This is a genomic window from Citrobacter sp. JUb117, assembly GCF_024809055.1.
Taxonomy (GTDB): Bacteria; Pseudomonadota; Gammaproteobacteria; order Enterobacterales; family Enterobacteriaceae; genus Citrobacter; species Citrobacter gillenii.
In genome coordinates this window covers 24,700-47,256 of sequence record NZ_JANUFB010000011.1, presented here as the reverse complement: position 1 = coordinate 47,256, position 22,557 = coordinate 24,700, and the positions used below count along the sequence as shown (strand labels likewise).

Annotated in this window: 22 protein-coding genes; 9 read left to right on the top strand and 13 right to left on the bottom strand. The window is 51.3% G+C overall.

Features of this window, described 5'->3' with window-relative positions; all coding sequences use genetic code 11:
- Positions 1-100: 100 nt before the first annotated feature.
- Positions 101-1,609: a glycerol kinase GlpK gene (gene glpK / locus M2374_RS20310; RefSeq protein WP_096758821.1), complete on the bottom strand. Its 1,509-nt coding sequence runs from the start codon at positions 1,607-1,609 to the stop codon at positions 101-103.
- A gap of 21 nt (positions 1,610-1,630) precedes the next feature.
- A complete protein-coding gene (locus tag M2374_RS20305; RefSeq protein WP_096758820.1) occupies positions 1,631-2,476 on the bottom strand; it encodes an MIP/aquaporin family protein in 846 nt (281 codons plus the stop codon).
- Between the two features lie 428 nt (positions 2,477-2,904).
- Between M2374_RS20305 and zapB the strand changes: the two genes are divergently transcribed.
- The 3 genes from zapB to M2374_RS20290 all read left to right on the top strand — a co-directional run bounded on the left by zapB (position 2,905) and on the right by M2374_RS20290 (position 4,297).
- A complete protein-coding gene (zapB, locus tag M2374_RS20300) occupies positions 2,905-3,150 on the top strand; it encodes a septal ring assembly protein ZapB (RefSeq protein WP_115259761.1) in 246 nt (81 codons plus the stop codon).
- 92 nt (positions 3,151-3,242) lie between these two features.
- Positions 3,243-3,911, top strand: a complete 669-nt coding sequence (locus tag M2374_RS20295) for a hypothetical protein (RefSeq protein WP_181688584.1) — start codon at positions 3,243-3,245, stop codon at positions 3,909-3,911.
- A complete protein-coding gene (locus M2374_RS20290; protein WP_117343659.1) occupies positions 3,908-4,297 on the top strand; it encodes a hypothetical protein in 390 nt (129 codons plus the stop codon). The genes M2374_RS20295 and M2374_RS20290 overlap by 4 nt, the downstream gene beginning before the upstream one ends.
- A gap of 39 nt (positions 4,298-4,336) precedes the next feature.
- Here the strand turns inward: M2374_RS20290 and rraA are convergent, their stop codons facing one another.
- Entirely contained in the window at positions 4,337-4,822 is a 486-nt protein-coding gene (gene rraA / locus M2374_RS20285) for a ribonuclease E activity regulator RraA (protein ID WP_115259760.1), read from the bottom strand.
- A gap of 333 nt (positions 4,823-5,155) precedes the next feature.
- Between rraA and M2374_RS20280 the strand changes: the two genes are divergently transcribed.
- Complete coding sequence (locus M2374_RS20280) at positions 5,156-5,443, top strand: Arm DNA-binding domain-containing protein (RefSeq protein WP_228758166.1); 288 nt, start codon at positions 5,156-5,158, stop codon at positions 5,441-5,443.
- A 345-nt stretch (positions 5,444-5,788) separates the two neighbouring features.
- Here M2374_RS20280 and M2374_RS20275 read toward each other — a convergent pair whose 3' ends face one another.
- The 9 genes from M2374_RS20275 to priA form a co-directional block, all read right to left on the bottom strand.
- On the bottom strand, positions 5,789-6,289 hold the full coding sequence (locus tag M2374_RS20275) for a type VI secretion system tube protein TssD (protein ID WP_016155257.1): 501 nt from the start codon (positions 6,287-6,289) through the stop codon (positions 5,789-5,791).
- A 12-nt stretch (positions 6,290-6,301) separates the two neighbouring features.
- A complete protein-coding gene (locus M2374_RS22400; protein ID WP_220137863.1) occupies positions 6,302-6,643 on the bottom strand; it encodes a putative T6SS immunity periplasmic lipoprotein in 342 nt (113 codons plus the stop codon).
- The gene (locus tag M2374_RS20270) at positions 6,640-7,191 is read right to left on the bottom strand and encodes a type IV secretion protein Rhs (protein ID WP_137400468.1); all 552 of its coding nucleotides are present in this window, start codon (positions 7,189-7,191) and stop codon (positions 6,640-6,642) included. The genes M2374_RS22400 and M2374_RS20270 overlap by 4 nt, the downstream gene beginning before the upstream one ends.
- A 579-nt stretch (positions 7,192-7,770) precedes the next feature.
- A complete protein-coding gene (menA, locus tag M2374_RS20265) occupies positions 7,771-8,700 on the bottom strand; it encodes a 1,4-dihydroxy-2-naphthoate polyprenyltransferase (RefSeq protein WP_137400467.1) in 930 nt (309 codons plus the stop codon).
- 67 nt (positions 8,701-8,767) lie between these two features.
- Positions 8,768-10,099 (bottom strand): HslU--HslV peptidase ATPase subunit, encoded by a 1,332-nt coding sequence (gene hslU, locus M2374_RS20260; protein WP_096758815.1) that lies wholly within the window; start codon positions 10,097-10,099, stop codon positions 8,768-8,770.
- Between the two features lie 9 nt (positions 10,100-10,108).
- A complete protein-coding gene (hslV, locus tag M2374_RS20255; RefSeq protein WP_003028805.1) occupies positions 10,109-10,639 on the bottom strand; it encodes an ATP-dependent protease subunit HslV in 531 nt (176 codons plus the stop codon).
- Between the two features lie 92 nt (positions 10,640-10,731).
- Entirely contained in the window at positions 10,732-11,697 is a 966-nt protein-coding gene (gene ftsN, locus M2374_RS20250; protein WP_153880618.1) for a cell division protein FtsN, read from the bottom strand.
- Between the two features lie 93 nt (positions 11,698-11,790).
- Positions 11,791-12,816 carry a DNA-binding transcriptional regulator CytR gene (gene cytR / locus M2374_RS20245; protein ID WP_117343662.1) on the bottom strand — a complete coding sequence of 342 codons (1,026 nt, stop codon included), beginning with the start codon at positions 12,814-12,816 and terminating at the stop codon, positions 11,791-11,793.
- A 156-nt stretch (positions 12,817-12,972) separates the two neighbouring features.
- On the bottom strand, positions 12,973-15,171 hold the full coding sequence (gene priA / locus M2374_RS20240) for a primosomal protein N' (RefSeq protein ID WP_115259756.1): 2,199 nt from the start codon (positions 15,169-15,171) through the stop codon (positions 12,973-12,975).
- Between the two features lie 332 nt (positions 15,172-15,503).
- Here priA and rpmE point away from each other — a divergent pair, with 332 nt between their 5' ends.
- The 3 genes from rpmE to M2374_RS20225 all read left to right on the top strand — a co-directional run bounded on the left by rpmE (position 15,504) and on the right by M2374_RS20225 (position 18,250).
- Complete coding sequence (gene rpmE / locus M2374_RS20235; RefSeq protein ID WP_096758811.1) at positions 15,504-15,719, top strand: 50S ribosomal protein L31; 216 nt, start codon at positions 15,504-15,506, stop codon at positions 15,717-15,719.
- Positions 15,720-16,055: 336 nt separating this feature from the next.
- Positions 16,056-16,736, top strand: coding sequence for an oligogalacturonate-specific porin KdgM family protein (locus M2374_RS20230; RefSeq protein ID WP_096758810.1), 681 nt, complete (start codon positions 16,056-16,058; stop codon positions 16,734-16,736).
- An 89-nt stretch (positions 16,737-16,825) separates the two neighbouring features.
- Positions 16,826-18,250, top strand: coding sequence for an MFS transporter (locus tag M2374_RS20225; RefSeq protein WP_181688583.1), 1,425 nt, complete (start codon positions 16,826-16,828; stop codon positions 18,248-18,250).
- Positions 18,251-18,370: 120 nt separating this feature from the next.
- On the opposite strand, the gene metJ is transcribed toward M2374_RS20225, so the two are convergent.
- Positions 18,371-18,688 carry a met regulon transcriptional regulator MetJ gene (gene metJ / locus M2374_RS20220; RefSeq protein WP_003825168.1) on the bottom strand — a complete coding sequence of 106 codons (318 nt, stop codon included), beginning with the start codon at positions 18,686-18,688 and terminating at the stop codon, positions 18,371-18,373.
- Positions 18,689-18,953: 265 nt separating this feature from the next.
- Between metJ and metB the strand changes: the two genes are divergently transcribed.
- The gene (metB, locus tag M2374_RS20215) at positions 18,954-20,114 is read left to right on the top strand and encodes a cystathionine gamma-synthase (RefSeq protein WP_096758808.1); all 1,161 of its coding nucleotides are present in this window, start codon (positions 18,954-18,956) and stop codon (positions 20,112-20,114) included.
- A gap of 2 nt (positions 20,115-20,116) precedes the next feature.
- On the top strand, positions 20,117-22,549 hold the full coding sequence (metL, locus tag M2374_RS20210) for a bifunctional aspartate kinase/homoserine dehydrogenase II (protein ID WP_115259753.1): 2,433 nt from the start codon (positions 20,117-20,119) through the stop codon (positions 22,547-22,549).
- The last annotated feature ends 8 nt before the right edge of the window (positions 22,550-22,557 follow it).

Below are 22,557 nucleotides of genomic sequence, written 5' to 3'. Positions count from 1 at the left end.
ATTGCCCCGCACGAAGATATTGCCGGATGGCGACGCTAACGCGTCTTATCCGGCCTACGTCAGATTCGTATCAGTAGGCCGTGCCATCCGCAATGACGGGTTACTCTTCGTGGTCTTCCCACGCCAGGGCGCGTTTAACCGCTTTTTTCCAGCCGCTGTAACGGAAGTTACGTTCGGTGGTTTCGATGCCCGGGCGGAATTCACGCTCGATGACCGCTTTTTCCTGCAGTTCATCCAGGTTTTGCCAGAAGCCAACGGCCAGACCTGCCAGGTATGCGGCACCCAGTGCAGTCACTTCACGGACTTCCGGGCGCTCTACGCGGGTGCCAAGAATGTCGGACTGGAACTGCATCAGGAAGTTGTTGGCGACCGCGCCACCGTCGACACGCAGCGCGTGCAGACGAATACCGGAGTCGGCCTGCATTGCTTCCAGCACGTCACGGGTCTGATAAGCGATAGACTCAAGCGTTGCACGGATGATGTGGTTGGAGTTAACGCCACGGGTCAGGCCAAAGATGGCACCACGCGCATACGGGTCCCAGTATGGCGCACCCAGACCGGTGAATGCCGGAACGACGTACACACCGTTGGTGTCCTTCACTTTGGTGGCGAAGTATTCGGAGTCGAACGCATCGCTGATGAGTTTCATTTCATCACGCAGCCACTGAATGGATGCGCCGGCCATAAACACCGCGCCTTCCAGCGCATAGTTTACTTCCCCGGTCGGACCGCAGGCGATGGTGGTCAGCAGCCCGTTTTCAGACTTCACGGCTTTCTCGCCGGTATTCATCAGCATGAAGCAGCCGGTGCCGTAGGTGTTTTTCGCCATCCCTTCTTTCACGCACAGCTGACCGAACAGTGCGGCCTGCTGGTCACCCGCGATACCCGAGATAGGAATACGCGTGCCGCCTTTACCGCCAATGTTGGTCTGACCGTAGACTTCAGAAGAACGACGCACTTCCGGCAGCATGGCACGCGGGACGTCCAGCGCGTCCAGCATTTTGTCGTCCCAGTCCAGGGTATGGATGTTGAACAGCATGGTACGTGAGGCGTTGGTGTAATCCGTTACGTGTACGCGCCCCTGAGTCATTTTCCAGATAAGCCAGGTGTCCACGGTACCAAACAACAGTTCGCCGCGACGAGCGCGCTCACGCGAGCCCTCTACGTGGTCGAGGATCCACTTCACTTTGGTGCCAGAGAAGTACGGGTCAATGACCAGCCCGGTGTTGTTACGGACATAGTCTTCCATACCGTCGCGCTTAAGTTTCTCGCAAATATCCGCGGTACGACGACACTGCCAGACAATGGCGTTATAGATAGGTTTACCGGTTTCACGCTCCCAGACGATAGTGGTTTCGCGCTGGTTGGTAATCCCGATCGCGGCAATTTCGTCGGAACTGATATCGGCTTTCGCCAGCACTTCTACCAGCGTAGAGCTTTGAGTCGCCCAAATTTCCATCGGGTCGTGTTCTACCCAACCGGCTTTCGGGTAGATTTGCTCGAATTCGCGTTGTGAAACGCTAACAATATTCGCATCGTGGTCCATTACGACCGCGCGGGAACTGGTAGTGCCCTGGTCGAGCGCAACGATATATTTTTTTTCAGTCATGATTTTTGTCCCGTAGTCACATTACTGCGAAGCTTTTTGTTGAGTGTTGGCCGCGACGTCTTTCTCTTCAATCGCGCAGACATCGCACGGCAAATGGCGACCAATCAGTTTGCGATATGCCCATGCGCCCAAAATCGCGCCGGTAATCGGGCCAAACACCGGTACCAGGAAGTAAGGAATATCGCGACCGCCCGTGAAGGCAATCTCACCCCATCCAGCCATCCAGGCGAAGAGTTTCGGTCCGAAGTCACGTGCCGGGTTCATTGCAAAACCGGTCAGTGGTCCCATAGAGGCACCAATAACTGCGATCAATAAACCGATCAGCAGCGGCGCCAGTGGACCACGTGGCACACCGTTACCATCGTCGGTCAGTGCCAAAATCAGCCCCATCAGAATAGCGGTAATGACCATTTCAACTGCGAAGGCCTGCACAAAATTGATATGCGGGTTTGGATATGTTGAGAATGTCCCTGCCAGATTGAGGCTTTCAGCGCTACCGCGCACGATATGGTTGGTTTGTTCGAAATCGATGAAAAGATTGTAATAAAGCCCGTAAACCAAAGCCGCTGCGCAAAAGGCGCCGGCAATTTGTGAAATGATAAAAGGTACGACTTTACGCTTATCAAAGCAGGCAAACAGCCAAAGTGCGATTGTGACCGCCGGATTCAGGTGTGCACCAGAAACGCCTGCCGTCAGATAGATAGCCATCGCTACCCCCAGACCCCAGATGATACTGATTTCCCACTGCCCAAAAGTCGCCCCAGCGACTTTGAGTGCAGCAACACAGCCCACACCGAAGAAAATCAACAACCCGGTACCGAGGAATTCAGCAATGCACTGGCCTTTCAAGGTTGATGTTTGACTCATAATCGGATCCTGAAGAGAGATTAATGTTTATTGTGTGCGAGAAGGTCACTGACATCCCCGGAGCCCGGTAGGCACACTGTTAATTTATCGTTAACGAGCAAAAACGAGAAATATCGAAATTAAAATGTGTGTGCTGCATCAACAAAATGAGCGTTTTCGCGCCATAACGAGGTATTTGTAATACATAACTAGTGTGAGCTGAATCATTTCATTAACCAATATGTTAACACTTTTGAGCTATAGGGTGTTTGTCGCCAGGACAAGGATTAAAAGTGTTGCAAACCGCAATCTACGCGGGATGCTGCTGGACAGGGATGGCGCGGCTTCATACAATCGGTGCTAAGTAGAGAACGCGCGTTTTTATTAAGGCGTCACCGTTATCGGGACGAGGATTTATATCCATCAACGCCTTGCAATTCAGGAGAGGTATGACGATGTCATTAGAAGTGTTTGAGAAACTGGAAGCAAAAGTACAGCAGGCGATTGATACCATCACGCTGTTGCAGATGGAAATCGAAGAGCTGAAAGAAAAAAACAACTCACTGTCGCAGGAAGTTCAGTCTGCACAGCAGCAGCGTGAAGAGCTGGAGCGTGAGAACAACAGCCTGAAAGAACAGCAGAGCGGCTGGCAGGATCGTCTGCATGCTCTCCTGGGGCGTATGGAAGAAGTCTAATTCTGATTTCTTGAGAAAGGCATCCATTATGGATGCCTTTTTACTATGTAGACTTTAGGATATCGTAATTCCCAAATTTCAAAGAATACGATATGACAAAAAGAAATGATATTATTGATAATTCGGATCGATTTATCACCAGAGATATTAGATACGGTCTTATCTATACAGAGAATCTAGGATGGATTGATTTAGGTCATGCCAATCCGGCTGGAGCTGAAAAGCTCTGGTTTGAAATGACAAGGGCTCGTGGTGGTGATAGCGAATTTTATGAAGTAAATTATCATCAAAGTATGTCCAAAAGCATTCATGGCCTAAATATTAATACTGGCATATATCGTAGATTTATGGTGCGACGAGGATTGCAGGAACGAACTCTGCAAGGTGTTGCTTTATCGATATTCTTAAGTACGTCACATCGCTTTGAATCCTTACAGGATTTTTGGCCTTACGTTTATTTAACTGATAGTGGCTATAGTGCCGAAGATTTGGTATCGAATTTATTTGGTTTTTACCAAGCAGTACATTACGCAGATTACACCTCTTATCTTCAGATATGCTCGAAAGAAAAGGCTTATCGGATATGGGACTTCTATGGTCCGGTTGGTGAATTTAAGAATAAAAGCGTCATTCCGTTACTGTTTCCCGATCCTTTAGATAAGGGGACGAAACATGAACCCAATTCAGGGGAGTTACCTTTATTTATGGATGTAATAAAACCTGTTGCAAATCCTGATTATGTTTGGGAACTCAGCATATGATGTCTCGTATATCAGGTATTATTATTGGTTTTATGATTTTCTTTGCGCTGTTGTATTGTTATTTCATGGCGAGCATTTTTACAAAAAAAAACTATGCGCAGAAGAATTTATTAATTTATCAGCTGTTAACGCCAGAACCTCTTAAACAGGTTCCAAGGGTATCCAGCGACTGGTTTTTTGTAAGCCATGCAGATGAAGGTAGCCATCTTCAACGCAGTGAAATAGTTTTTACGGGGATACCAAAGAGTGATGTTCAGAGAGCAGAGGAAAAATTAAACGCATACATTGAATCTTATCCTGCAAGTCGCGAGATGATGAGTGTCGTTGTTGAAGCTAGGGCTGGGAATTATGATGTGAAAGTCATCCACTACAAATCGGATGAATGAAAATAAAAGGCCATCAAATTTGCTGATGGCCTTTTTCGATTACTCGATATCGAGCGGGTCTTCTGAGAGGATCATCCCGGTATTGTCGGCGTACAGGTGGTCGCCGGAGAAGAACGTCACGCCACCGAAGTTGACGCGCACATCGCTTTCCCCAATGCCTTCACCTGCGGCACCCACCGGAATAGCGGCAATTGCCTGGATACCGATGTCCAGTTCTTCCAGATCGTCTACCTGGCGTACTGAACCGTAGATGACCAGACCTTCCCATTCATTCTGTACCGCCAGGCGCGCCAGTTCGGCATCAACCAGCGCACGACGGACAGAGCCGCCGCCATCGACCAGCAGAATGCGACCACGGCCATTTTGTTCGAGCAGATCGTACAGCAACCCGTTGTCCTCGAAACATTTTACCGTGGTGATTTGTCCGCCAAACGACGACCGTCCCCCAAAGTTAGAGAACAGTGGTTCCACGACGTTGACATCTTCCTGGTAGATGTCACAAAGCTCGGATGTATCGTATTTCATAGGCTCAACGTTCAGTTGCTGCGAGAATTTTTAGTATATCGCGCTATGTGTACTGTTGGCAAAATCATCAATTGTTAATTAGTGTCCAGATCAATAACTATTCGTATTTTTCATTGAAAAACAGTTAATTGCTGATTTTTAAAACAGCCGATACTGACCTACAATTACCCGTATTTCCATCTGTAAAGTATCCCCGAGGTATCTCCGGAAGATTGCTGGAGCATAAAAGAAAGCCCTATGAGAACGATCAGATTCACCAAAGCCGTGCTGATGCAACTCCCCGTTCCCTGATGCCGGCAAACGCCTTGAATATGCTGATAGTGTCGTTAATGGGTGCGGCTGCGCGTTACGTCTAGTGGCAGCAAAAGTTTTTGTGTGTCCCGAAAGCGCGACGGAAAATTTTACCGTGTGACGTTGGGCAAGTTCCTGGATATGACTATTGAGCAGGCCAGAGAGCGGGCATATGGTTTGGTGGCCCGTTCAGGCGTGAAGAAAAAGGCAGTAAAGCCCAGGCTGATTTATGGGCACGTGTTCTGCGTGCTGTCTATCGCTATGCATATGATAGCTACCGTGATAAAGATGGTGGGAGATTGTTACCGGATCCGCCCACAACCATTTTAAGTACAAAAATGCTTTGGAATGGAAATACACGGAGAACAACTAAAATCAGAAATAATGATTTAGGCAACTGGCTCAAGGCCCTTGATACCGTAAGACAATGGGCTATAGCAGGCTATAAAACTGATGTGTTGATGGGGGGTGAAGCCCAACCGTACGGAAATGTACGCTAAGAACGTAACTTTATGATTTAAATCTATAAAGTTGTTGAATTATTGGTTTGATTTACGTTGATTTGATGGCCAAGTACGCTCGTATTGCAAGTAAGCGTGTTCGGGAATAGCGACGAGTATTGCAGACAGTCTGCTAAGTGGTCTTTATTTCAGCAGATCTGCCTGCCAATTCGATTTACCTCTGCTGCTGGTTGTAACCAACCGGGCGGCTCCAGTCATCGTCGTATTTGATATTCCCTTCGATATAAAACCACTCAATGCCTGAGTAGGTGATGGCGATATTTTCCATCATGCCCGGAGTGTGGGAACCCGGCATATAAGCATGAGCAGCATTGACGGACATGATTACGATGTTGTTAAGCGTAATTCGGTAAATCTCGTATTCGACACCCGCCTCGTTGATGTCGTAATAGTGGATTACTGCCTTTTGCAGCCGCTTACTTTGGCAGACTGCAACCGCAAAATATGGCGAGGTCTTATCGATCTCTTTGTGCAGGGTAAAAGCGTTGTGTTCGCGCGAACCCATCAGCTTACCAGTGTTGCGGCATGTGTTTTGGTACACACCGTAACTGCTGTTCATGATTTCAATTGCACCCTCACGGCCCAGCGCCATGCAACTGCCTTTGATCAGCTGTCCATTTTCATCATAAATATACATATAAGCTGGTAATGACATTTATAGATCTCCTTATTTTGTGCTTAATATTTGCCCGTTTCTGTCAATGAAAAAGTTGTAACGGTAATTCTTTCCGTTCAACGTGTATGAAGCCGCATAGATATAGCCCGGCGTTATCGGTATTTTTAAGCACGTTTCAGGATAGGAGAGAGCTACATGCGAATTTTCCGCCAATGTCTTGTATTCATTCCCCTGCTCAGAATAAACGCCGTATCGGCTCAGAACGTCCGATTTATTAACAGAGAAGCAAAGCGAATTATTTATAATAGGGAAACTACGCCATGGGGGAACGCTGTCGCCAGCGCCACACCCAGCCAGCGCAAAAAAGGCAGGAATGAGAAAGTAGTGTTTCAATGCGGGAACCTCCCTAATACTTTCTCATAGCGGGATATGAGGCTAAGGACAGGCTCAGATGGATCGTAATCCTTGAGGCGATACAAATCAGAGCGGTTGCCGAATCCATACGTTTTAAGCAGCCAATAATCAGCCACCATTGCAGCCTGCTGCTCTAAGCCGTAATCCAAGAGTATAGCCTTATCTAACGTGTAATAGTAATCAACTGCCCAAGAGAACAGGCCCCGCATCCTTACCATCATCCCGCGCTGATGCTGCCAAACGTGCATCATTTCATGTAAAAAAAGATGCTGCCCACCAACGCGATCGTTATTAACATGCGGCTGTGAAAAGTCAGGCTCATAAGTACCTTCCTGAAAGTACAATTCGCCGTTGGGCGTCATGGCGTAGTTGTTCTTTTGGAGGTTGAAAGGTAGATAGCTGCTGCGGTGGATCCAGACTTCGTTATAGCGGATGGTGAAAGCGTAGAGGGTACGGGCCAAGTTAATCTCACCAAGCGTAAACAGCCGTAACCCGCCCCGGTCTATCTCGTTCATTTCCCTTATCATTGGAGACATCATCCATTGGTAAAAAACACCTTAATACGCCTTAAAGTAAATTTTTTCCTGTTAAAAAATGCGGGAAATATCAGAAATTGTCACAAACTGCGGCTACGCCGCTTCTAGCGTTAAGCCCCTCTGGTTTGGGGAGCAACCGTACGAGATCGTACGCTAAGAACGTAACTTTATGAATTTAAATCTACAAAGTCGTGGCGTTGTCGGTCAGGTTTACGTTGATTAGATTACCGGGTTTATTAGCACAGTTAATGCCGGAAACCGCACGGATACTGGCATTAATGGAGAAAGTAAATAAAACCCTCATTTTCTTTACTCGCCCAATCTGCTTAAAAAATGCACTTAGCGTATGCTCTCGTACGGTTGGGCTTCAGGCCCCGTGATCGGTTAAGTAAGCTGGGAAACGCTGATTTTAGTACTTATAGGTCACGGTGTTTACCGTTCGTTGGTATCCCCCCGAGGTATCTCCGGAAAATATGAAAAACATGGAAAAACCTCGCGACCCTCTATTTGTAAGGGTTGCGAGGCGTTATGCGATTCTAAAAATTGAAATTGTTAATTGATATTTGTCAGTTAAACAGACCACTGGCTTAGGAAAATTCCAACCACAAACAGCAGGTTAGTTAATAGTGCCGCTTTTACGGTGCGTTCCAGCATCGGGCGCATTGCCTCAGGGTTCATCTCACGCATCACGTAACGCGCCTGTTTGAAAAGCAGCGGAGCGGCGAGGATAAACAGCCATCCCCACAGACTTTGCAGCGAAAACAGATTAAACAGCGCCAGGCAAACCAGCGTCCCCATCAGCAGGCAGGCATGGTAACGACGTGCATTCACGGCCCCCAGACGCACCACCAGCGTGTTTTTACCGTTCTCCCTGTCGCTGTTGATATCACGCAGGTTATTGACGTTGAGCACGGCGGTAGCCAGCAGACCGCAGGCGGTGGCTGGCAGGATCAGCGCGGGGATCAGCGTATGGGCCTGCAAATACCAGCTACCCATCACGCTCAGCCAGCCGAAGAAAACCAGCACGGAAATATCACCGAGGCCGATGTAGCCATAGGGGCGATTGCCGACGGTATAGGTGATCGCCGCGATAATCGACAAGCCACCGAGCACCAGGAAGCCGACAAAATCAGCCATCGTGTGGCAGGCCACCGCCACTAGTGCCAGGCCGGACAGGCAAATTAAGGCCACGGTGACCATTAATGCGCGCTTCATCTGCTGTTGGGTGATCACCCCTTTTTGCATGCCACGCAGCGGTCCAATGCGGTCAGGCTTGTCGCTGCCTTTGACAGCATCGCCATAGTCGTTTGCGAGATTGGACAGGATTTGCAGCAGCCCCGCCGTTATCAATGCCAGCAGAGCTACCAGCGGATCGAAATACCCTTGCCACCATGCTAATGCCGTACCGACGATGATCGCCGCGAAGGCGAGCGGTAAGGTCTTAGGTCGTAAACTTTCCAGCCAGGCTTGTGAGCGGCTAATTTGTTGTTGTTCAGTCATATTTAGCGCCAATAAAAATGGGGCTTTATCAGCCCCATCAACAGTGATGAAAATGCATTGAACGCGATTATAGGATAAAACGGCTCAGATCTTCATCTGCGACCAGCGCATCCAGATGTTTGCTCACATATTCGGCATCAATTGTGATGCTTTGGCCGTTTAAATCGCTCGCATCATAGGAAATATCTTCCATCAGACGCTCAAGCACGGTGTGCAGACGACGGGCACCGATGTTCTCGGTGGTTTCGTTGACCTGCCAGGCGGCCTGAGCGATGCGCTTAATGCCATCTTCCGTGAACTCAATATTAACGCCCTCAGTTGCCATCAGTGCTTTGTACTGGACGGTGATGGAGGCGTTAGGCTCAGTCAGGATACGCTCAAAATCGCTGGTGGTCAGTGCCTGCAATTCTACACGAATTGGCAGACGACCCTGCAGTTCCGGGATCAGGTCGGACGGTTTCGCCACCTGGAACGCGCCGGAAGCGATAAACAGAATGTGATCTGTTTTCACCATGCCGTGCTTGGTCGAGACGGTGCAGCCTTCGACCAGCGGCAGCAGGTCGCGCTGCACGCCTTCACGGGACACGTCCGGACCGGAGGATTCACCGCGCTTACAGATTTTGTCGATTTCGTCGATAAACACGATCCCGTGCTGCTCAACGGCGTCGATAGCGTCTTGCTTCAGTTCTTCCGGGTTTACCAGCTTCGCCGCTTCTTCTTCAATCAACAGCTTCATGGCTTCTTTGATTTTCAGCTTACGCGGTTTTTGTTTCTGGCCGCCCAGGTTCTGGAACATGGACTGCAGCTGGCTGGTCATCTCTTCCATGCCAGGAGGTGCCATAATTTCTACGCCCATCGGCGCAGCGGCGAGATCAATTTCAATCTCTTTGTCGTCCAGTTGGCCTTCACGCAGTTTTTTACGGAATGCCTGACGTGCAGCGGAAGGTTCCTGAGGCTGTTCAGACTGTCCCCAGTTATTTTTAGCTGGTGGAATCAGTACGTCGAGAATACGTTCTTCCGCCATTTCTTCGGCGCGGAAGCGGTTTTTCTCGATCGCCTGGACGCGGACCATTTTAATGGCAGCATCGGTCAGATCGCGGATGATGGAGTCAACTTCCTTACCCACATAGCCGACTTCGGTGAATTTCGTGGCTTCAACTTTGATGAACGGTGCGTTGGCTAGTTTTGCCAGACGACGGGCGATTTCGGTTTTACCGACGCCGGTTGGGCCAATCATCAGAATGTTTTTTGGCGTAACTTCATGGCGCAGCTCTTCGTCGAGCTGCATGCGGCGCCAGCGGTTACGCAGAGCAATCGCCACGGAACGCTTGGCGTTATCCTGGCCGATGATGTGTTTGTTCAGTTCGCTGACAATTTCGCGTGGGGTCATTTCAGACATGGGGGATCCTTACGCTTTGGAGTTCAATTCTTCGATGGTATGGAAGTGGTTGGTATAAATGCAGATATCCCCTGCAATATCCAACGCTTTCTCAGCAATCTCGCGGGCGCCAAGCTCGGTGTTTTCAAGCAGAGCACGTGCCGCAGCCTGGGCGTAGGGACCGCCGGAGCCGATGGCAATCAGATCGTTTTCTGGCTGAATGACATCGCCATTACCGGTAATGATGAGTGATGCAGTCTCATCGGCAACAGCCAGCAGCGCTTCGAGTTTGCGCAGCATACGGTCGGTACGCCAGTCCTTCGCCAGCTCAACGGCAGCTTTCACCAGGTGACCCTGATGCATTTCAAGTTTGCGTTCAAACAGTTCAAACAGCGTGAATGCATCCGCAGTGCCGCCCGCAAAGCCCGCGATGACTTTGTCGTTGTACAGACGGCGGACTTTTTTCACGTTGCCTTTCATTACGGTGTTACCCAGTGTGGCCTGACCATCACCGGCGATTACCACATGGCCGTTACGGCGTACGCTTACTATTGTTGTCACGAGCAGACCCCTTGGTTACAAATACGGAATTCAGGCCCCGCACAGATGTACGGGGCGTAATGCAAGTATAGATGGGGGGGATTTTGGGGGTTTCAACCCCCGGCAGACAGTCGAATACAGTTTGTGTGACCCGCTACTTTCAAACGGCTGATGGTGTTGTCAGCGTTTTCTTTGCCTTTGAGTGGGCCAATAACCACGCGATTCCAGCCGTTGTTGGTGGTAATACGGGAGTTAAAGCCCTCAAAAGCCAGCTGTGCACGCACGGTTTCTGCCTGTTCAGCCCCTTTAAACGACCCACACTGCACCATCCAGCGGCGCTCATCTTTTTTCTCAGCAGTCTGCTTCGGCACTTCGGTAATCGGTGCTGCTGGCTGCGTCTTCGGCTGAGCGGCAGCGGTATGTGCAGGCGTCTGCAGCAGATCCTGGTATGGCTGTTGGGCCGCAGGTTTGGGCTGCGTTTGACGAGGCTGCTGCACCGGCGCGGCTTGTGCGGTACGCGTTTGCTGCTGCTGAGTCTGCTCCGTTGCCCGAGGGCGTGGCTGCTGAGCCTGCTGCTGCGCGTTGCTCCATTGCTGTTGCTGCACCTGACGCTGACGCTGCAGCGTTTGCTGGCGCTGCGCAGGCGTTTGCTCATTCCACGGAACTTCGTTGAGCTGAGTAGGCTGCTGACGCATATCAGCCTGCATTTGCGCCAGCAACTGACGCTGCTCATTGGTCAGCTGATCGGCATTCAGCACTTCACCGCCCGCAGAGGGTTCGGTTGGTGCACGCACGCCTGGTTGACGGCTTTCAAGTTCTTTGATGTATCGCCAGCGTTCTTCCGGCTTCGGCGGAATGCCATTGCCGGTAACTTTCTGGTTTTGCAGCGTCTCGGACTCTTCTTTCTTGTGATGCGTAATGAAGTACAGACCACCGATAAAGGTCACGAGTACGGCTGCTGCAATAGCGACCATCGCGGGTGAAACCGCAGGCGTATTGCGTTGCTTATTCCGTGAGGTGCTCTTTTTGCGCCGCGAAGGTGCCGGTTGGCCGCGACGTACATAATCTCGTTGTGCCACTATCGTTTCGCTGTATTTATTCGTTCGTCAGCCCGCCATGTTACTTAAGCGGCGGGCCTTTGACCAGACAGGGGAGTCCGAAAGCACTTTACTTTACGTCAGTGCCCGGGTGGTGCCCCGAATAATGAGTTCACAGTCCAGTAAACGTGACCCGCTGCTGACATTTTGCCCCTGGAGTTGATCGAGCAGTAACAGCATAGCCTCACGTCCGATATCGAAACGCGGCTGTGCGACGGTTGTCAGCGGTGGATCACAATATTCCGCCAGTGAAATGTTATCAAAGCCAATAATCGACAGGTCGTCAGGCACTTTCAGTCCCTGGCGTTTGGCGTAGGAAAGTGCGCCCAGCGCCATGACGTCGCTGTGGCAAAAGACGGCTGTCGGTGGTTGAGGCTGTTCAAGCAGTTGCTTTAGCGCGTTAGCCCCCGCTTCGTAGGTAAAATCACCGCGCGCAATAAAATGCGGATCGACGGTAATCCCGCTGCGGCGTAACGCCTGAACGTAACCTTGCAGGCGATAGTGGCACAGTGGCATATCTTCTGGTCCGGCGATACAGCCGATGCGTTTGTGCCCCAACTCCAGCAGATAGTTCATCGCGTTAAAGGCGGCGGTGAGGTTATCAATGTGAACGGTGGGCAGTTCCAGCTCAGGTGCGAACTCATTGGACATCACCATCGGCGGTAAATTGCGCTGTTCTTCTACGCTGGCATCAAATGGCAGGCGTGAGCTGAGCAGCACCATGCCGTCAATTTGCTTGGTAATAATGAGGTTAAGAAAGGTCTTTTCCTGCTGGTTCTGATGCGCGCAATCGCCGATCAGCACCAGATAACCCTGCTCGGCGGCGGTGACTTCAATGCCGCGAATGACTTCGCTGAAAAAGGGATCGCAAATATCCGGGACGATGACCAGGATGGTACGTGATTCATTACGCTTAACGTTGCGGCCCATTGACTGCGGTAAATATCCTACTTCCAGAGCGGCCTGCTCAACCTTGTTACGGGTTGACTGAGAGACTTTGTCTGGATTCATCAATGCACGGGAAACGGTTGCCGTGGAGACCTTCGCCTTCAGGGCAACATCTTTCATCGTTGCGGCAGTGACCTGCTTGTTCGGTTTCACTCTTTCTCCTCGCCAGGGCGCTGCTGGAGCAGCTCTGTCCCTGGGTAACCTTCATCTGAAACATTTTTATCAGATAGTGAATCGAAGCAGTTACAGAATTTTCATAAAAAGTGTGATGGATATTTAATTTTACGATCCGCCTCGCATCATGAGGGCTTATCCCTCAATGGGATCGACATCCAGCACCCATTTGACCTTGCGTGCTTCGGGCAGGGTATTGATCAACGCCAGCGTGCCGCTGACGATATGCTGCAGTCGAATTCGTGACGGATGTTGCAACAAAATTTGCCAGCGATAGCGACCGCCACGTTTGGGGGCCAGCGCGGGAACCGGGCCCAATACCCACAGCTTATCGTCGGCCAGCGGGCTGGCCTGAATCAGATTACGTAACTGTTGTAAAAACAGCGGTGCCTGCTGGTTGTTGTGATCTTCAGCCCGCACGATCACGTGGCTGGTCCACGGTGGGAGCTGCAACGTTTGTCGCTCGGCCAGTGCCTGCTCGGCAAAGGCGTCATAGCCTTTATGCAATAAGGTTTGCAGCAACGGATGTTCAGGGTGATGCGTCTGCAATACCACTTCGCCCTGTTTCCCGGCACGTCCTGCGCGCCCGGATACCTGGGTATAGAGCTGGGCAAAGCGCTCTGCGGAGCGGAAGTCAGCAGAGAATAATGCCCCGTCCACATCCAGCAGCGCCACCAGCGTGACGTCCGGGAAGTGGTGGCCTTTCGCCAACATTTGCGTCCCGATAAGAATGCGTGCTCCGCCGCGATGGACCTCCGCCAGATGCTGCTCAAGCGCCCCTTTACGGCTGGTGGTATCGCGATCGATACGTGAAATCGGCACGCCGGGAAAGAACGGCGCTAAGGCCTGTTCGAGCTGCTCGGTGCCGAGTCCAACCGGTACCATATGCGTAGAGCCGCAGGAGGGGCACTGACGCGGTATCGGGCGCTGGCTGTCGCAGTGGTGGCAGCGCAGATGATGCTGTGCCTGATGCAGCGTGTAGTAGTGATCGCAGCGTGGACATTCAGCAATCCAGCCGCAGTCGTGGCACAACAACGCAGGGGCAAAACCCCGGCGATTAAGAAACAAGATAACCTGGTTATCAGCCTGCAGATGCTGACGCATGCGGGCGATCAGCGCCGGGGCCAGTCCGGCCTGTACCTGCTGACCTTTCAGATCCAGCACGTGCTGCGTCGCGGGACGGGCATTTCCGGCGCGACGCGTCAGGCGCAACATGCGATATTTTTTTTGTCGTACGTTGCACAGCGTTTCCAGCGCCGGTGTGGCTGAGCCGAGGATAATCGGGATCTGCTCGCTGTGCGCACGGTAAACCGCCAGGTCGCGGGCGTGATAGCGCCAGCCTTCCTGCTGTTTATAGGAGCTGTCATGTTCTTCGTCGATGACAATTACGCCGAGGTTTTTAAACGGGGTGAACAGCGATGAGCGGGTACCGATGACAATTGCTGCTTCACCGTTTTTTGCTTTCAGCCATGCAGAAAGACGTTCGCTGTCATTTAAACCAGAGTGCAGGACTTCGACCGGAGCATTGAAGCGTTCACGAAAGCGGGCGATGGTTTGCGGCGTCAGGCCGATCTCCGGCACCATTACCAGCGCCTGCTTGCCCTGAGCGAGGACATTTTCCAGTACGCTTAAATAGACTTCCGTTTTGCCAGAACCTGTGACGCCGGCGAGTAGCCAGGCGCTAAAGCTGTCCGATGCGCTGTGAATAGCTCCAACGGCGGTGGCTTGTTCGGTATTCAGCCTTAAACGCTCGCCAGAGACGGCGTAGTGCGTGCGCCAGTCACTGAATCCAGGCGTTTCGCTTGCCAGGGAGCACAGACCTTTTTTGCGTAGCGCCTGCAATGCCGCATCATTAAATTCGAGGTCGGCCACTTGATCCCGCCAGATTTTTCCCTGTCGCAGTGCTGCCAGCGCCTGCTGCTGCTTCGGTGAGCGTTTCAGGTTGTTCAGGTCAGTGGCATGGCCTTCTTCGGTGGCAAACCAGTACCACATTGGCGTGTTGGTGGCGGGACGCCCCTGGCGCAGTAGCATCGGCAGGGCGTGAAACAGCACGTCACCAATGGGATGATGGTAATAATCTGCGGCCCACAGCAGTAAGCGCCAGACGGAGGTCGAATAGACCGGTTCGCTGTCCAGCACCTCAATGACCGCTTTTAATTCGCTCCGCGGCAGTTCGCTGTTCTCGCTAACTGACAGGACAATGCCAATGCGTTCTTGCTGTTTGCCAAAGGGTACACGCACGCGACACCCGGCTTTGGCGCTCATACCTTCCGGTAAGAGGTAGTCAAAGGTGCGGGGTAGCGGGACGGGTAAGGCAACGTGAGCAACGGGCATTGAATCATCCTGACTTGAATTCTGGCGGGTTAGTATACACATTAGTGAGGAGCGGAATGCGGATCAGTTTGCATGAGCAGGCTAATTTCTGTATGATTCGCCGCCTTTGATGCAAATTGATTGCGTCAAATACTGACCATTACCCGAGAGTTTCGCGCGGCTGGAAGGCGGCAAGCGAGCGAATCTCTGGGAGCATAGTGAACTATGTGACCAGAGTGATTGAACGCAGGCAACGCATCAGCAGTGTGAAAGGTGACGGGGAATAATTAACATCGCGTGGTGTCTGGCGTTAGGGCTGGAAGAGCGACGCGGCCTTAACTGAGGTTCTCCCCATGAAAAAAGATATTCATCCGAAATACGAAGAAATTACTGCAAACTGCTCTTGCGGTAACGTCATGAAAATCCGCTCTACCGTTGGTCACGATCTGAACCTCGACGTGTGCGGTAAATGCCACCCGTTCTATACTGGCAAACAGCGTGATGTTGCTACCGGTGGCCGTGTTGACCGCTTCAACAAGCGTTTCAGCGTACCGGGTACCAGCAAATAAGTTTTTTGCTGTCGGAAAAAAGCGCCGTAAGGCGCTTTTTTTGTATCTGTGAATCAGTGCTGAAATATGTATGCTTGCGGTGAATGTAAAACCAATGCATAAATAAAACGGTGTTTTTATTTTATCGGTAAAATGTTTCTATTGGTGATCTTTATCGTTTTTATCTTTACGTCTTTGCCACTGATTTGAGTTTTTGGCAAAATTTAAAAGGTTTTGTCCCTCCAGCTTAAATACAATTTTTGGGAAATATAAAATTATTCATAGATCCAATTTGATTATCCTTTTTAGGGAGGTCATATGGATTCATTCCTTAATTGTTTATGGGAAGGGACGTTTATGAAATTAAACTCCGCATTATTACTTATTCCATTATTCTCTGCAGCTGCACACGCAGGCTATGTTGATTACCGCCATGAATATTATGACGATGGCCGTAACTATGACCGTGTTTATATGTCTCACCGTTTTGCTACCGGTTTTGGTGTGGCAGTCGAAGCTATCTCACGTTCCGATGACTCGCAATCGAATGATGCGTGGAACAATATGGAAAGTAACGGCAACGAGTATACAGCAAGCTATCAATTTACTTCGCAGGGGCTTACCTGGCAGCCGGGTATTGCAATCGAGACTGGCGATAACATCACGATTTATAAGCCTTATATTCGCGTGCAGTATAACATCAATGACAACTGGTGGACCGCGTTCCGCTATCGTCAAGAGTACATGCGTAGAAACACGGAGGGTAAAGATGACCGTATGGTTTATCGCCCTGAAGCCTGGGTTGGTTATAACATCAATAACTGGATGTTTGAACTGAACGGCATTTATAAAATTGCCGATAGTGAAGATTTATATAACAACAAAAGCGAAGATTATGAGTATAACTTCCGGGTTGCTTATAACATAGGTTCCTGGGTTCCTTTTGTTGAAATCGGTAATGTTTCATCAGGTTATAACACAACAACGACAGACGATCGTCAGACCCGTTATCGTGTCGGTCTCGGTTATAACTTCTGATCGCTAATACTCTTCTCATCGGTTTATTACGCTGAGTATCGGGATATAAGCATAATTTGCGTGAATAGTGTATCTAAGGAGTTGACATCATGTCCAATGATGGAACTATGATTAGAAGCAATAGCAGTATTGCCGTCAGACCTTTCGGATTCAGAGATAAAATTGGTTATTTATGTGGTGACCTGGGAACCTGTTTTATTCTTGGGTTAGTGAATAGCTTTTTAATGATTTATTACACCAACGTACTCGGTGTTTCTGGCGTTATTGTTGGCTCACTTTATTTTGTGACCAAACTCTTTGATGCGTTTGTCGATGTTGGCGTAGGGCGCTTATGTGATACGTCTAAACTGACGGCGTACGGGCGTTTTAACCCTTGGGTACGCCGCATGAAGTATCCATTCTGTATCATTGCGGTCGTCCTGTTTCTGCCGTTTGTACAAGACTTTTCTTATACGGCGAAAATTATCTACATCTGCGTCTCCTATTTCATTTACGGCTCACTGCTATCGACTGTGAGTATTCCTTATGGTGCCATGTCTGCGGCGATTAGCTCTAATCCGGAAGATCGCGTATCGCTTTCAACCTACCGCAGCGTTGGGTCCGCAATCGGCGGCGGGGCAACCGGCTTTTTTATTCCTATCCTGATGTACACCACTCTGGTGGATGGAAGCCAGGTGATTTCCGGGCAGCACTTCTTCTGGATCGCCATTGGTTGCGCAATACTGGGCTTTATCTTTTTAACGCTGACCTGCCATTTAACGACGGAACGCGTGCGGGTGGAAAGAAAAGATAGCATGCCCGTGTCGGTGCTTCTGAAAGGGTTGATACGCAATAAAGCATTGATTGTTTTAGTTGTTGTGGATCTGCTGATCGTGATTAATCAGGGGCTTTCCGGCACCAATATGACCTATCTGTTTAATGACTATTTCCACAATAAAGAGGCGATGTCTGTCGCGTTACTGTTTACCTTTGGTTCCTTGATTTTGCTGCCACCCTCGGCATCCTGGCTCACGAAGCGATTTGGTAAGAAAGAAGCCAGCGTAGGTGCGCTGCTCTTTTCGGTGGTCATGTACGTGATCATGTACTTTACCCATATCACCGACGCGAAAGTCTATTTGGTTTTCCTGTTCCTGGCGACGCTGGGGGCGGGGTTATTCAACCTGATGATTTGGGCGTTCATGACCGATGTTTGCGACTACCACCAGTATGTCACCGGCGATCGTGAGGATGGTACCGTTTATGGCGTGAACTTCTTTGCCCGCAAGGTGGGTCAGGCGTGCGCAGGGGCCATTGGCGGCTTTATGCTGGCGATCATTGGTTATCAATCGTCATCAACGGGCGGTGCTGTGCAAACCAGCATTGTGCAGGAAAATATTTATACGATGGCGAATCTCTTGCCGGCTTTATGCCTGTTTTTGGCGGCGGTCGTGCTGATTTATTTCTATCCGTTGAACCGTAAAGAAACGCTCAAAATGGAAGAAACATTGAATAAGCTTAATGGTATTAGTAAGTAACCTTGTGAAGGTATGAGGCTCTGTATCGCGCGTTATGCGTTAGGAGAAACAGGATGAGAAGAGGCGGGAGCAGTCCCGCGTCTTCTCATCTTTTGCAACGTCAGCCGCCGTTTTAACTAGTTAGTACTCCCACGTCTCCGGGTTGATCCCCAGTTCACGCATAATTACCTTGGCTTCTTCCGGGATTTCATCACTGCGCTCTTTGCGCAGATCGTCATCGTTGGGTAACGGTTGTCCGGTAAAGGCATGCAGAAACGCTTCACACAGCAGTTCGCTGTTGGTGGCGTGGCGCAGGTTGTTCACCTGACGACGCGTGCGTTCATCGGTAAGGATCTTTAACACCTTCAGAGGAATGGAAACCGTAATCTTTTTGACTTGCTCACTCTTCTTACCGTGCTCAGCGTATGGGCTGATATATTCGCCGCTCCATTCAGCCATGAGATACTTAATCCTCTTTGTCATTAAATTTGAGGCCAGAACCTGAGCCCGGACCATAACTGTGCGTAGTTTATCGTAGTGGCGCGGCCCTGACACGAAGTTAGCCGACGCAGATGTACGCTAATGCATATAATTTTAACGGCTATTTTGAATTTGCTCAATCTATACGCAAAGAAGTTTAGATGTCCAGATGTATTGACGGCTATTGTAACAATGATTACTCTGGGGTCTGACTATTCACCGGCTCAGCCAGGAACTCCTCAATATGACGCGTAAACAGGCCACCATCGCAGTGCGTAGCGGATTAAATGACGACGAGCAGTACGGTTGCGTTGTCCCGCCGATTCACCTTTCAAGCACCTATAATTTTACCGGATTCAACGAGCCTCGGGCCCATGACTATTCACGTCGCGGTAACCCGACGCGTGATGTTGTCCAGCGTGCGCTGGCGGAGCTGGAAGGCGGTGCGGGCGCGGTGCTGACCAGTACCGGTATGTCGGCAATTCATCTGGTAACTACGGTGTTCCTAAAGCCGGGCGACCTGCTGGTGGCGCCGCACGACTGTTACGGCGGCAGCTATCGCCTGTTTGACAGTCTGGCGAAGCGTGGGTGTTATCGCGTGCTGTTTGTCGATCAAGGCAATGAAGCCGCGCTGAAGGCCGCGTTGGCGGAGAAACCGACGTTGGTGCTGGTAGAAAGCCCAAGTAATCCGCTGTTACGCGTGGTCGATATTGCGAAAATCTGCCAGTTGGCGCGTGAGGCTGGCGCGGTAAGCGTCGTTGATAACACGTTTTTAAGCCCGGCACTGCAAAATCCACTGGCATTGGGCGCCGATCTGGTGTTGCATTCATGCACGAAATATTTAAATGGTCACTCAGATGTCGTGGCTGGCGTGGTGATTGCAAAAGATCCAGAACTGGTCACTGAGCTGGCATGGTGGGCGAATAATATTGGCGTCACCGGCGGCGCATTTGATAGTTATCTGCTGTTGCGCGGCCTGCGTACGCTGTCACCTCGTATGGAGGTGGCACAACGCAACGCCCAGGCGATTGTCGACTATTTGCAAACCCAGCCGCTGGTGAAAAAACTGTATCACCCGTCACTGCCGGATAATCAGGGGCATGAAATTGCCGCGCGTCAGCAAAAAGGCTTTGGCGCGATGTTGAGTTTTGAACTGGATGGTGATGAGCAAACGCTGCGCGACTTCCTTGGCGGGTTATCATTGTTTACGCTGGCAGAATCACTGGGGGGCGTCGAAAGCCTGATCTCCCATGCCGCGACCATGACCCACGCGGGGATGGCACCAGAAGCGCGTGCTGCTGCCGGCATTTCTGAGACGCTGCTGCGTATCTCCACCGGTATTGAAGATGGCGAAGATTTAATTGCCGACCTGGAAAATGGCTTCCGGGCTGCAAACAAGGGGTAAACATGAGTGTGATTGCGCAGGCAGGGGCGAAGGGTCGTCAACTGCACAAATTTGGTGGTAGTAGTCTGGCTGACGTGAAATGTTATTTACGTGTCGCAGGCATTATGGCTGAGTACTCGCAGCCTGACGACATGATGGTTGTTTCCGCGGCGGGCAGTACCACTAACCAGTTGATTAGCTGGCTGAAGTTAAGCCAGACCGATCGCCTTTCTGCGCATCAGGTTCAGCAGGCGTTACGCCGCTATCAGAGCGAGCTTATTAGCGGTCTGTTACCACCAGACGTGGCCGATGGGCTGATTGGCGAGTTTATTCACGATCTGGAGCGTCTGGCCGGTTTACTCGACGGCGGCGTCAACGATACGGTTTACGCTGAAGTAGTCGGACATGGTGAAGTGTGGTCAGCGCGTCTGATGTCTGCCGTACTTAACCAGCAGGGTCTGGAATCTGCCTGGCTGGATGCGCGCGAGTTTTTGCGCGCGGAACGCGGCGCTCAACCGCAGGTGGATGAAGGCCTTTCGTATCCCTTACTGCAACAGCTGTTGGCGCAGCATCCGGGGAAACGCCTGGTGGTGACCGGATTTATCAGCCGCAGTAATGCGGGCGAAACGGTGCTGTTGGGGCGTAACGGTTCTGACTACTCTGCGACCCAGGTTGGCGCACTGGCGGGTGTTTCCCGCGTGACTATCTGGAGCGATGTCGCCGGGGTGTACAGCGCGGATCCGCGCAAAGTAAAAGATGCGTGTTTGCTGCCGTTGCTGCGCCTTGATGAAGCCAGCGAACTGGCGCGTCTGGCGGCACCGGTTCTCCATGCCCGTACCTTACAGCCGGTTTCCGGCAGCGATATTGATCTCCAGTTGCGCTGTAGCTATACGCCGGAGCAAGGATCGACGCGCATTGAACGCGTGCTGGCTTCCGGTACCGGGGCGCGTATTGTCACCAGCCATGACGACGTTTGCCTGATTGAGTTCCAGGTGCCCACAGGTCAGGACTTTAAGCTGGCTTACAAAGATATCGACCAGATTTTAAAACGTGCACAGGTGCGTCCGCTGGCGGTGGGTGTGCATCCTGATCGCCAACTACTGCAATTTTGCTACACCTCTGAAGTCGCTGACGGCGCGCTGAAAATTCTTGATGAAGCAGGCCTGCCGGGCGAGCTGCGTTTGCGTCAAGGCCTGGCGTTGGTGGCGATGGTGGGTGCTGGGGTGACGCGTAACCCGCTGCACTGCCACCGTTTCTGGCAACAACTGAAGGGCCAGCCGGTTGAGTTTACCTGGCAGTCAGAAGAGGGTATCAGCCTGGTTGCCGTGCTGCGTACTGGCCCGACCGAAAGCCTGATCCAGGGTCTGCACCAGTCAATTTTCCGCGCTGAAAAACGCATCGGCCTGGTGCTGTTTGGCAAGGGGAATATCGGTTCTCGCTGGCTGGAGCTGTTTGCCCGTGAGCAGAGCACGCTGTCTGCGCGTACCGGTTTTGAATTCGTGCTGGCAGGCGTGGTGGATAGCCGCCGTAGCCTGCTGAATTACGAAGGACTGGACGCCAGCCGCGCGTTAGCCTTCTTTGATGATGAAGCGGTAGAGCAGGATGAAGAATCCTTGTTCCTGTGGATGCGCGCGCACCCGTATGACGATTTAGTCGTGCTGGATGTCACCGCCAGTGAACAACTGGCGGATCAGTATCTGGATTTCGCCAGCCACGGTTTTCACGTGATTAGCGCCAATAAACTGGCTGGCGCAAGCACGAGTAATAAGTATCGCCAAATCCACGACGCCTTTGAGAAAACCGGTCGTCACTGGCTGTATAACGCCACTGTCGGTGCCGGATTGCCGATCAATCATACCGTACGGGATCTGATTGACAGCGGAGACACCATTTTGTCGATCAGCGGGATCTTCTCCGGCACGCTGTCGTGGCTGTTCCTGCAATTTGACGGTTCTGTTCCGTTTACCGATCTGGTGGATCAGGCGTGGCAGCAGGGGCTGACCGAGCCAGACCCGCGCGTTGACCTTTCTGGTAAAGATGTGATGCGCAAGCTGGTGATCCTGGCGCGTGAAGCGGGCTACGACATCGAGCCGGACCAGGTTCGCGTGGAGTCACTGGTACCTGCGCACTGTGAAGAAGGCTCTATTGACCATTTCTTTGAAAATGGCGATGAGCTGAATGAGCAGATGGTTCAGCGGCTGGAGGCCGCCCGTGAAATGGGGCTGGTACTGCGCTACGTGGCACGTTTCGATGCCAACGGCAAAGCGCGTGTGGGGGTGGAAGCGGTCCGTCCTGAGCACCCGCTGGCGGCGCTGCTGCCGTGCGATAACGTGTTCGCCATCGAAAGCCGCTGGTACCGCGATAACCCGCTGGTGATCCGTGGGCCGGGGGCGGGTCGTGATGTGACCGCCGGGGCGATTCAGTCGGATATTAATCGTCTGGCGCAGTTGCTGTAGGGTGTGTT

Coding starts and splice junctions, on each gene's coding strand:
- glpK (WP_096758821.1), bottom strand. CDS start 1,609: ATGACTGAAAAAAAATATATCGTTGCGCTCGACCAGGGCACTACCAGT.
- M2374_RS20305 (WP_096758820.1), bottom strand. CDS start 2,476: ATGAGTCAAACATCAACCTTGAAAGGCCAGTGCATTGCTGAATTCCTC.
- zapB (WP_115259761.1), top strand. CDS start 2,905: ATGACGATGTCATTAGAAGTGTTTGAGAAACTGGAAGCAAAAGTACAG.
- M2374_RS20295 (WP_181688584.1), top strand. CDS start 3,243: ATGACAAAAAGAAATGATATTATTGATAATTCGGATCGATTTATCACC.
- M2374_RS20290 (WP_117343659.1), top strand. CDS start 3,908: ATGATGTCTCGTATATCAGGTATTATTATTGGTTTTATGATTTTCTTT.
- rraA (WP_115259760.1), bottom strand. CDS start 4,822: ATGAAATACGATACATCCGAGCTTTGTGACATCTACCAGGAAGATGTC.
- M2374_RS20275 (WP_016155257.1), bottom strand. CDS start 6,289: ATGTCATTACCAGCTTATATGTATATTTATGATGAAAATGGACAGCTG.
- M2374_RS20270 (WP_137400468.1), bottom strand. CDS start 7,191: ATGATAAGGGAAATGAACGAGATAGACCGGGGCGGGTTACGGCTGTTT.
- menA (WP_137400467.1), bottom strand. CDS start 8,700: ATGACTGAACAACAACAAATTAGCCGCTCACAAGCCTGGCTGGAAAGT.
- hslU (WP_096758815.1), bottom strand. CDS start 10,099: ATGTCTGAAATGACCCCACGCGAAATTGTCAGCGAACTGAACAAACAC.
- priA (WP_115259756.1), bottom strand. CDS start 15,171: ATGCCCGTTGCTCACGTTGCCTTACCCGTCCCGCTACCCCGCACCTTT.
- rpmE (WP_096758811.1), top strand. CDS start 15,504: ATGAAAAAAGATATTCATCCGAAATACGAAGAAATTACTGCAAACTGC.
- M2374_RS20230 (WP_096758810.1), top strand. CDS start 16,056: ATGAAATTAAACTCCGCATTATTACTTATTCCATTATTCTCTGCAGCT.
- M2374_RS20225 (WP_181688583.1), top strand. CDS start 16,826: ATGTCCAATGATGGAACTATGATTAGAAGCAATAGCAGTATTGCCGTC.
- metJ (WP_003825168.1), bottom strand. CDS start 18,688: ATGGCTGAATGGAGCGGCGAATATATCAGCCCATACGCTGAGCACGGT.
- metB (WP_096758808.1), top strand. CDS start 18,954: ATGACGCGTAAACAGGCCACCATCGCAGTGCGTAGCGGATTAAATGAC.
- metL (WP_115259753.1), top strand. CDS start 20,117: ATGAGTGTGATTGCGCAGGCAGGGGCGAAGGGTCGTCAACTGCACAAA.